The sequence below is a fragment of the Actinomadura fibrosa genome, assembly GCF_900659615.1.
Lineage (GTDB): Bacteria > Actinomycetota > Actinomycetes > Streptosporangiales > Streptosporangiaceae > Spirillospora > Spirillospora fibrosa.
Genome location: NZ_CAACUY010000301.1, coordinates 1 through 9,528, shown reverse-complemented (window position 1 = coordinate 9,528; position 9,528 = coordinate 1). Strand labels below are relative to the sequence as shown.

General features: G+C 71.7%; 8 protein-coding genes. 6 read left to right on the top strand and 2 right to left on the bottom strand.

The features are described 5' to 3' along the window. Positions 1–13: 13 nt before the first annotated feature. Positions 14–2,332, bottom strand: coding sequence for a nitrate- and nitrite sensing domain-containing protein (locus tag E1300_RS54385; RefSeq protein ID WP_207400304.1), 2,319 nt, complete (start codon positions 2,330–2,332; stop codon positions 14–16). Between the two features lie 927 nt (positions 2,333–3,259). Between E1300_RS54385 and E1300_RS43760 the strand changes: the two genes are divergently transcribed. From E1300_RS43760 to E1300_RS43740, 5 genes are read left to right on the top strand one after another with little or no spacing between them, the layout of a single operon-like run. Then, on the top strand, positions 3,260–4,240 hold the full coding sequence (locus E1300_RS43760) for an ABC transporter substrate-binding protein (protein ID WP_131763176.1): 981 nt from the start codon (positions 3,260–3,262) through the stop codon (positions 4,238–4,240). 19 nt (positions 4,241–4,259) lie between these two features. Beyond that, positions 4,260–5,066: an ABC transporter permease gene (locus E1300_RS43755; RefSeq protein ID WP_131763175.1), complete on the top strand. Its 807-nt coding sequence runs from the start codon at positions 4,260–4,262 to the stop codon at positions 5,064–5,066. After that, complete coding sequence (locus tag E1300_RS43750; RefSeq protein WP_131763174.1) at positions 5,063–5,914, top strand: ABC transporter permease; 852 nt, start codon at positions 5,063–5,065, stop codon at positions 5,912–5,914. Before E1300_RS43755 ends, E1300_RS43750 begins: the two co-directional genes overlap by 4 nt. Further along, on the top strand, positions 5,911–7,515 hold the full coding sequence (gene mdlC / locus E1300_RS43745; protein WP_131763173.1) for a benzoylformate decarboxylase: 1,605 nt from the start codon (positions 5,911–5,913) through the stop codon (positions 7,513–7,515). Before E1300_RS43750 ends, mdlC begins: the two co-directional genes overlap by 4 nt. Beyond that, on the top strand, positions 7,508–8,317 hold the full coding sequence (locus tag E1300_RS43740; protein WP_242619780.1) for an ABC transporter ATP-binding protein: 810 nt from the start codon (positions 7,508–7,510) through the stop codon (positions 8,315–8,317). The genes mdlC and E1300_RS43740 overlap by 8 nt, the downstream gene beginning before the upstream one ends. A gap of 31 nt (positions 8,318–8,348) precedes the next feature. On the opposite strand, the gene E1300_RS43735 is transcribed toward E1300_RS43740, so the two are convergent. After that, positions 8,349–8,957 (bottom strand): TetR family transcriptional regulator C-terminal domain-containing protein, encoded by a 609-nt coding sequence (locus tag E1300_RS43735; protein WP_131763172.1) that lies wholly within the window; start codon positions 8,955–8,957, stop codon positions 8,349–8,351. A 113-nt stretch (positions 8,958–9,070) separates the two neighbouring features. On the opposite strand from E1300_RS43735, the gene E1300_RS43730 reads away from it, so the two are divergent. Further along, a partial coding sequence (locus E1300_RS43730; protein WP_131763171.1) for an MFS transporter occupies positions 9,071–9,528 on the top strand: 458 nt, incomplete at its 3' end.

Here is a 9,528-nt window from a genome sequence, read left to right as displayed (position 1 = left end):
CGACCACCGAGATCTACACTCTTTCCCTACACGACGCTCTTCCGATCTGGCGGGGCTCGCCGGGCGGCACGACCGGCTGCGGGCCGGTCGCGGGGAACGCCGCGTGCGCGCCGGAGGCGCCGAGGGAGGGCAGCGGGCCGGACTCGTTCATCCGGGGCTGCGGGCCGGTGGCGCCGCGGACGGGCCGCTGCGGCCCGGTCCCGCCGACGACGGGGTGGGTGCCCGAGCCGCCGACCATCGGGTGGCCGCCGGACGCGCCGATCACGGGCTGGGCGCCGGTGCCGCCGAGGGACGGGATCGGGCCGGAGGCGTACTCGTCCTGGCGGAACCCGCCGCCGCCGAGGGCGGGCGGCTCGGCGGCCGCGGTGAGCGCGGTGAGCTGCCCGTTGCCGCCGGCCTCGCGGGGGCTGAAGCCGCGGGACCCGATGCCCGCGTTCTCGCCCGGCGTGACCACGGCGTCCGGGAGGACGACGAACGCGGTGAGGCCGCCGCCCTGCGCGGCGCGCAGCTCGACCCGGATGCCGTGCCGGACCGCCAGGCGGCCGACCACGAACAGGCCCATGCGGCGGGCCGCGGAGAAGTCGATGACGGGCGGGTTCGCGAGCCGCCAGTTGGCCTGCTCCAGTTCCTCGGGCGACATGCCGACGCCGTTGTCGGTGATCTGGAGCATGGAGCCGCCGCCGCTGAGCATCTGGCCGGAAACGGTCACCTTGGTGTGCTCGGCGGAGAACACCGTGGCGTTCTCGATGAGCTCGGCCAGCAGGTGCACGAGGTCGTTGACGACGGGGCCGGCGACGGTCATCTCGCCCTGAACCCGCAGCGCCACGCGCTCGTACTGCTCAACCTCGGACAGCGACGCCCGGACGACGTCGATGAGCGGGACGGCCTGGTTCCAGCGCCGCACCTGCTCCTGTCCGCCGAGGACGAGGAGGTTCTCGCAGTTGCGGCGCATGCGGGTCGCGAGGTGGTCGAGGCGGAACAGGTTCGCGAGCTGGTCCTCGTCGCGCTCGCTCTGCTCCAGCTCCTCGATCAGGCGCAGCTGGCGCTCGATGAGGGACTGGCTGCGGCGCGAGAGGTTGACGAACATCGCGTTGATGTTGCCGCGCAGGACGGCCTCGTCGGCGGCGAGCCGGACCGCCTCGCGGTGGACCTCGTCGAACGCCCGCGCGACCTGGCCGATCTCGTCCGTCGAGTTGATCTCGATCGGCTCGACCTCGATGCCGCCCGCGGCGGCCTCCGGATCGCGGAGCCGGTCGACCAGGCCGGGCAGCCGCGTGCTCGCGACCTCCAGGGCGCCGGACTGGAGCCGGCGCAGCGGCCGCACCAGCGACCGGGCCATCACGACGGTGATCAGCAGGACGAGGAGCAGCAGCGCGACGGTGGCGGCGGCGTCGGTGATCGTCGAGGTGCGGGCGTCGGCCTGGTTGTCCTCGCTGGCCTGGTGGATCTCGGCGGCCATCTTCGTCTCGACCGCGCGGATCTGGTCGATCATCGCGGTCATGGACGAGCGCACCAGGGCGAGGGCCTGGCCCGAGCTGAGTGAGGCCGGGAGCAGTCCGTTGGACTGGGTCGCGGCCGAGATGACCCGCTGCCGCAGGTCCTTGGCCTGGTCGATCTTGGTGCCGACGACCGTGTCCTCGAAGAGCTGGCGCTGCGCCAGCGAGGCGGAGCTGCGGAACGCCTGGAGCTCGCTGTCCTCCTGCGCGCGGGCCGCGGTAAGCGCGTTGAGCTCGTCGGCGTCCAGGCGGTGGGCGCGGACGGCGATGAGCAGCAGCGCGCGCTCGCGGGAGACCGCCTCCTTGGACCGGGCCAGCGCGCCGAGCGCCCGGCTCGACTCGGCGAGGGCGTCGTCGGCGACGTTCTGGGAGAGTCCGTCGAGGATGTCGACCAGTTCCCCGGAGGCCTCGGTGTACTTCTGCAGCACGGTGAACGCCGGGACGCGCGTGCCGACGCCCAGGGAGCGCAGCGCCTTCACGCCGTCGAGGCGGCTGAGGACCGTGACGGCGTCGCGCGAGGCCTCGGCGCCGTAGGAGGAGTCGATGCGCTGCGCCGCCGTCCGCACCCGCGAGAGCTGGTCGTCGGTCTTGCGCTGCTGGGCCTGCACGCCCTCCAGCAGGGAGGCGTTGCGGTTGGTGCTGATGTACTCGACGAGGACGTCCCGCTCGGCCGTGAACTCCTGGACGAACCGGGTGACCTCCTCACCGAGCTCGGCCATCCGCTCCACCCGCCCGTAGGCCTGCATCTTGCCGGCCGAGTCGGTGATCCGCAGTCCCGCGAGCGTGACGGCGGCGACGGTGGGGACGAGGATCAGCACGATGAGTCGCTGCGGCACCCGCCAGTTCCGCAGGCTCATCCTGCCGCCCGACCGTGTCGAAGGGTGCGCCCGAGCCTCGACGTTCTCACTCCGAGGAAGGTCGCGACCTGCGTCGCTTGGTTGCATCCGGCGTTAACACCCTCTCCCTCTCGATGTGCCGCATCCTCTGTGACTGGACCGCCACGAAGGGTGGAATGCAACATCGTTCCGCCTCCGGCGCACGACATTGCAGCACATCCATGGATGGGCCGCAAAGGACCCTAGACGAGTCGATACCGACTATTGCGACATTCGCGATTTCATGTCGGCCTGTCCGTTTCAATGAGTACAGGCGGCTACGCTGCGTACCGGGACGGTCCGTAGCCGCACCGGCACGCGCCGCGACGCCGCCTGCTCGTCCACGACCGACCCATGATCGCAAGCCCGCGGCCGTCGGCGCAGCAGGTTCCGGATGATCACTCTCCGAATTGCCGCGGCAATAGACCGTTACGAGCGCCGGGAAGGCGCAGGGAAGGGGCCCTGGAGAGGCGGGAAGGGGCCGGGCGGTGACAAGGAGTCCAATAAGGCGGCGGCGCGCCGTCCGAATGGACGACAAAAGCCGAATGAGGTTCTGGCCGACCGCCGCCGGAGACCGGTGCGGAGGACGTCGAAACCCCTACGCCATAGGGCCTGCGGCGCCTCGGACGGAGTGCCGCGGGACGCCGCGGCGCGCCCTCACCGCCGCCCAGCCGAGACGCCCAACGCCTAGTCAAACGCCCAGCCAGGACACGGAACAGTCACACAATCTGGAACTAATCCACCCAAGACGCCCAGTCCGCGATACTCTCCGAGCCGCATGATCACAAGGCGCGGCGGGAGCGGTGGTGTCGGTCGTTCCCCCTGGCTCTTCCCCCTGGTCTACCCAGCCACGCCGAGCAACTTCCCCCTGATGAGTTAAGGAGTGCCATGAGGCAATCCCGACGTCTATCTGCCCTGCTCGGTGCGTTCCTCCTGGTCGCCTCCGCCACCGCTGCCTGCGGTGACTCGGACTCCTCGTCCGGCGGCGGCAAGGGACTGGAGAAGAAGACGCTGACGGTGGCGTCGCTGCCGCTCGTGGACGGCGCCGCCCTGCACATCGCGCAGAAGCAGGGACTCTTCGCCAAGGAGGGCCTCAAGGTCAACATCAGCCCGGTCCAGCAGAGCACCCAGGCGCTGCCCGCCCTCGCCAGCGGCAAGGTCGACGTCATCGCCGGCGCCAACTACGTGTCCTTCCTCCAGGCGCAGGACAAGGGCACGCTCAAGCTGAGCATCGTCGCCGAGGGCGCCACGCTCACCTCCAACATGATGAACGTGCTGGTCAAGCCGGACTCGAAGATCAAGACGGCGAAGGACCTGGAGGGCAAGAAGGTCGCGGTCAACATCCTCAACAACATCCAGTCGCTGACGCTGAACGCGATCCTCAAGGCCAACAACGTCAACGCGTCCAAGGTCCAGTACGTGGCGATCCCGTTCCCGCAGATGGCCGCCGCGCTGGACAAGGGCCAGGTCGACGCCGTCCACATCGTCGAGCCGTTCCTGTCCGACACGCAGAAGAAGCTCGGCGCGCGCGTCGTCGTCGACGGCGGCAGCCAGCCGGTGACCGACACGCCCATCAGCGGCTACGTCAGCACCCAGGCGTTCACCAGCAAGAACCCGAAGACCGCCGCCGCCTTCCAGCGGGCGATCCAGAAGGCGCAGGCGATCGCCGCCGACCGCAAGAAGGTCGAGGAGGTCCTGCCGGGCTACGCCAAGATCGACCCGCAGGTCGCCAAGGTCATCACGCTGCCGGGCTACCCGACCTCGCTGAGCGGCACCCGCCTCCAGCGGGTCGTGGACCTGATGAACTCCGGCGGCCTGCTCCAGCAGAAGCTGGACGTCAAGTCGGTGCTGTTCCAGCCGACCTCCTGACGAGGGTCCGACTCCTCCCATGGCCGACCAGTCGCCGTCCCCCGGCCTCTCGCGCCCCGGCAAGTGGGCGCGGGGGGCCGTCGGGGTCCTCATCCTGTTCCTGGCGAGCGAGGCGCTCGGCAGAGCGGACATTGTGGACCGTTCCTTTCTGCCTCCCGCCTCCACCGTCACCGCCCGCGCGTTCGAGCTCCTCGGCGACGCGGAGTTCCTGCACAACGTCCGCGTCACCCTCACCGCCTGGGCGCTCGGGCTGCTCATCGCCATCGCGATCGCGGTCCCGCTCGGGCTGCTGCTCGGCAGCGTCCCCGCGGTGAACACCGCCGTCCGCGCCATCGTGGAGTTCCTGCGGCCGATCCCCTCGGTCGCGCTCATCCCGCTGGCCGGGCTGGTCCTCGGGTCCGGGCTCAACATGGAGGTGCCGCTCATCGTCTACGCGTCGTGCTGGCCGATCCTGTTCAACACCATGTACGGCCTGGACGACGTCGACCCGACGGCGAAGGAGACCCTCCGCACGTTCGGGTTCTCCCGCCTCCAGGTCCTGCTGCGGGTCTCGCTGCCGAGCTCCGCGCCCTTCATCGCCACCGGCGTGCGGCTGTCCGCCGCGATCGCGCTGATCCTGGCGGTCGGCACCGAGATCCTCTCCGGCTTCGGCGAGGGCCTCGGCATCTTCATCGCGCAGGCCGGCAACGTCCCCGACGGCACCCGCGACGTCCTCGCCGGGACGGTCTGGGCCGGCTGCCTCGGGCTCATCATCGACAGCGTGCTCGTCCAGACCGAGAACCGGCTGTTCCGCTGGCACCACGCGCTGAGGAGCGGCGCCTCATGACCACCGCGGCACTCCCCCTGCGCCGCCGGTCCCGGGCCGGCGGCCTGCTCGCCGGCCTCGTCCGCGGCGTCCTGCACCGCTGGCTGCCGCTGGCGATCCTGGTCGTCTGCTGGGAGGCGGCGACCCGCGTCGCCGACAGCGCCTTCTTCCCGCCCCCGTCCGAGATCGTCAAGCGGATGCGGGAGATGTGGTTCTCCGGCCCGGCGGACCACCTCTTCCTCACCACCAAGGCGGGCGACTCCATCGCCCCGAGCCTCGGCCGGATGGCCCTCGGCCTGCTGCTGTCGACCGTCGCGGGCATCGTCCTCGGGCTCGCCCTCGGCCGCTCCGAGAAAGCGCTTGCCTACCTCAACCCGGTCCTCCAGTTCGCCCGGGTCATCCCGCCGCCCACGCTCGTGCCGGTCTTCATCGTCCTGTTCGACCTCGGCACGCAGATGCAGGTGGCGTCGATCATCTTCAGCGCGATCTGGCCCATCCTGCTCAACACCGCCGACGGCGTCCGCACCGTGGACCCGGTGCAGATGGACACCGCCGAGACGTTCCGGATGTCCGCCGCCGACCGGATCCGCTTCATCATCATCCCGTCGGCGCTCCCGAAGATCTTCGCGGGGCTGCGGCTGGCGCTGTCGCTGTCGCTGATCCTCATGGTCTTCTCCGAGCTGCTCCCGGGGACCTCCGACGGCCTCGGCTTCGAGCTCACCAACGCCCAGAGCCAGTCCGACCTGCCGACGCTCTGGTCGGTCATCGTCCTGCTCGGCATCCTGGGATACCTGTTCAACACGATCCTCCTCGCCGTCGAGCGCCGGGTCCTCACCTGGCACCGCGCGGCGCGAAAGGTGGCTTCATGACGACGCGGTTCACCGTCCGCGACGCCGTCTTCGACTTCTGCCGGCGGGCGGGCATGACCACGCTCTTCGGCAACCCCGGCTCCACCGAGCTGCGGATGTTCCGCGACTTCCCGGACGACTTCGCGTACGTCCTCGGCCTCCAGGAGACCGTCGCGGTCGCCGCCGCCGCCGGGCACGCGCTCGGCACCGGCAACGCCGCCCTCGTCAACCTGCACTCGGCCGGCGGCGTCGGCCACTCGCTCGGCGCCGTCTTCAACGCCTACCGCGACCGCGTGCCCGTCGTCATCGTCGCCGGCCAGCAGTCTCGCGCGATGCTCCCCACCCGGCCGTTCCTCAGTGCCGACGAGCCCGCGCAGTTCCCGCGCCCGTACGTGAAGTGGTCGCGCCAGCCCGAGCGCGCCGAGGACGTGCCCGCCGCGCTCGCCGAGGCGTACCGCGTCGCGATGACGCCGCCGCGCGGCCCCGTGTTCCTCTCCGTCCCCGAGGACGACTGGGACCGTGAGGCCGAGCCCGTCCCCGACCGCACCGTGCACGCCTCCTTCACCGCCGACCCGGCGGCGCTCGCCGAGGTGGCCGAGGCCCTCAACGGAGCCCGCAACCCGATGATCGTCGTCGGCTCCGGGGTGGACGACGAGGGCGCGCTGCCCCTCGTGGTCGACCTCGCCGAGCGCGCCGGCGCGCCCGTGTGGATCAGCCCGCTGTCCGGCCGCTCCGGGTTCCCCGAGGACCACGCGCTGTTCCAGGGCTTCCTGCCGCCCGTCCGCGACCAGCTCGCCGCCCGCCTGGACGGCCACGACGTCGTCCTCGTCCTCGGCGCGCCGATCTTCGTCTACCACGTGCACGCCGACGGCCCCTACATCCCCGCGGGCACCCGCCTGTTCCACTTCGACTGCGACCCCGCGCAGACGGCCTGGGCACCGGTCGGCACCAGCGTGCTCACCACCATCGCGTCCGGCGTCGCGGGCCTGCTCGACCTGGTCGAGAAGGCCGACCGCCCCGCGCCCGAGCCGCGCGTCCGGCTCGCCGCGCCGCGGCACTCCGACCCGATGGACCCGGCGCTCGTCGTGGAGTCCCTCCGCGAGCGGCTCCCGGCGGACGCGGTCATCGTCGAGGAGGTCCCCAGCTACCGCGAGATGCTGCACGCCCGGCTGCCGATCACCCGGTCCGGCGGGTTCCTCACCACCGGCAGCGGCGCGCTCGGCTGGGGCCTGCCCGTCGCGGTCGGCCGCGGCATCGCCGGCTCCGGCGAGCGCGTCGTCTGCGTCATCGGCGACGGCTCGATCATGTACTCGGTGCAGGCGCTCTGGACGGCCGCCCAGCACCGGGTGCCGCTGACGGTCGTCATCATGAACAACCACGGCTACGGCGCCGTCAAGGCCCTCGGCCGCCGCATCGAGCTGGACGTCATGCCCGGCACCGACATCCACGGCATCGATTACGTCACGATGGCCCGCGGGCTCGGCGTCCCCGGCCGCGCCGTCACCGCCGCCGCCGACCTGGACGCGGCGCTGGAAGAAGGCCTGTCGCACGCGGGCCCCTACCTCCTCGACGTCCGCGTCGCCTCCGACGACTCCGCCGCGTACGAGCCGAGCCATGGATAAGGTGACCGGCATGCTGGAGATCACCGGACTCGGCCACGCGTACGGGTCCCATCGGGTGCTTCAGGGCATGGACCTGAAGGTGTCGCAGGGCGAGCTGGTCACCATCGTCGGGCCGTCCGGCTGCGGCAAGTCGACCCTCCTGCGCTGCATCGCGGGGCTGATCAGGCCGAGCGAGGGCAAGGTCGTGCTGAACGGCACGCCGATCGACGGCGTCCCCGACGGCCTGGCCGTGGTGTTCCAGGACTACAGCCGCTCGCTGCTGCCGTGGCTGACCGTGCGCGACAACGTGGCGCTGCCGCTGCGGCGCCGCGGCACCGGCAAGGCCGAGCGGCGCGCGCAGGCCGTCCGGGCGCTCGCCTCGGTCGGGCTCGACGACGCCGCGTCCAAGTACCCCTGGCAGCTCTCGGGCGGCATGCAGCAGCGCGTGTCGATCGCCCGCGCCCTCGCCTACCGCCCGTCCATGCTGCTGATGGACGAGCCGTTCGGCTCCGTGGACGCGCAGACCCGCGAGGACCTGGAGGACCTCGTCCTCCAGGTCCACCGGGCCGAGGGCATGACGATCCTGCTGGTCACCCACGACATCGACGAGAGCGTCTACCTCGGCGACCGCGTCGTCGTGCTGGCCCGCAACCCTGGGCGGATCCGCGAGGAGCTGCCCGTCTCGCTGCCCGCCGCGCGAGACCAGATCGGCACCCGCGCCGCCCCCGAGTTCGTCCGCCTCCGCGCCGAAGTAGGCCGCCTAGTCCGCGGCGGTGCCGCCAAGGACGGGCCGCCCACCGTCCACGAAAAACCGGTGCGCTAACTCACTCGCTGCCCGGCGCATTCGCGCGGGCTTATGTGGCGGCGGCGTTCAGGCGGGCGGTCAGGGCCTTCTTTGCGCGGGTGTAGGCGGAGTCGTCGTCGTGGAGCAGGGCCTGGGCGCCGCCGCTGCGGCACAGGGCGTCCAGCTCGAAGGCGAGCTGGGGGACGTCGGTGTCGGCCCTCAGCTCGCCGAGGTCGCGGGCCTCGCTGAGGCAGCGTTCCAGGAACTCCTGCCAGCGGCGCTGTGACGTGGCGATCGCGTCCCGGACGCGGCCGGGGCGGGCGTCGAACTCGGCCGTCGTCGAGTAGAAGAAGCAGCCGCCGGGGAAGACCGGTTCGCGCTGGTAGCGCTGCCACGCCTCCAGGAGCGCGCGGACGCGGGCGAGGCCCGGGGGGACCGCGAGGGCGGGGTCGATGACCTCCTCGCGGTAGACCTCGACGGCCCGCCGGACGGTCGCGAGCTGGAGCTCCTCCTTCGAGCCGAAGTGCGTGAACACGCCGCTCTTGCTGACCTTCAGCTCGGTCGCGAGGCGTCCGATGGAGAGGCCCTCCAGGCCCTCGGCGGAGGCGATGTCCGCGGCGCGGGCGAGGATGGCCCTGCGCGTCTGCTCCCCTTTGAGGATCCGTCCGTCAGTGGTCACGCCCTTGAATCTGCACGATCGTTCGTGCAAAGTCAAGGACCCGGACCGCTTGACGGGACCGCCTTCGAGAGAAGAAAGTACGACCGTTCGTTCTAATTCTCGAAGGGGATCCCATGACCGTTGACACTGCTGCGGCGCCGCCGGGACCGGCGGCCGCCGCGCGGCGCGGCGTCCCGGTGCTGGCCGCCGGCGCCACGTTCCTCGCCATGCTGGACGCGACCGTCGCCAACCTCGCCGTCCCGGACCTGCACACCGACTTCCGCGACGCCACGTTGTCCGGGCTCACCTGGGTGATCACGCTGTACGCCGTGCTGTTCGCGGCGCTGCTCGCCCCGGCCGGGCGGCTCGCCGACATCGTCGGGCGGCGGACGCTGTTCCAGACCGGGGTCGGGCTGTTCACGCTGGCCTCGCTCGCCTGCGCCGCCGCGCCGAACCTGCCCGTGCTGCTCGCGACCCGCGGGCTCCAGGGCGCCGCGGCGGCCGCGATGATCCCCGCCTCGCTCGCGCTGCTGCTGCACGACACCCCGCCCGAGCGCCGCGCCGGCGCCATCGGGCTGTGGAGCGCGGCGGG

What these genes read in the sequence shown, in the direction of transcription:
- E1300_RS43740 (WP_242619780.1), top strand. Translation starts at nt 7,508, where the DNA reads ATGGATAAGGTGACCGGCATGCTGGAGATCACCGGACTCGGCCACGCG.
- E1300_RS43760 (WP_131763176.1), top strand. Translation starts at nt 3,260, where the DNA reads ATGAGGCAATCCCGACGTCTATCTGCCCTGCTCGGTGCGTTCCTCCTG.
- E1300_RS43755 (WP_131763175.1), top strand. Translation starts at nt 4,260, where the DNA reads ATGGCCGACCAGTCGCCGTCCCCCGGCCTCTCGCGCCCCGGCAAGTGG.
- mdlC (WP_131763173.1), top strand. Translation starts at nt 5,911, where the DNA reads ATGACGACGCGGTTCACCGTCCGCGACGCCGTCTTCGACTTCTGCCGG.
- E1300_RS43750 (WP_131763174.1), top strand. Translation starts at nt 5,063, where the DNA reads ATGACCACCGCGGCACTCCCCCTGCGCCGCCGGTCCCGGGCCGGCGGC.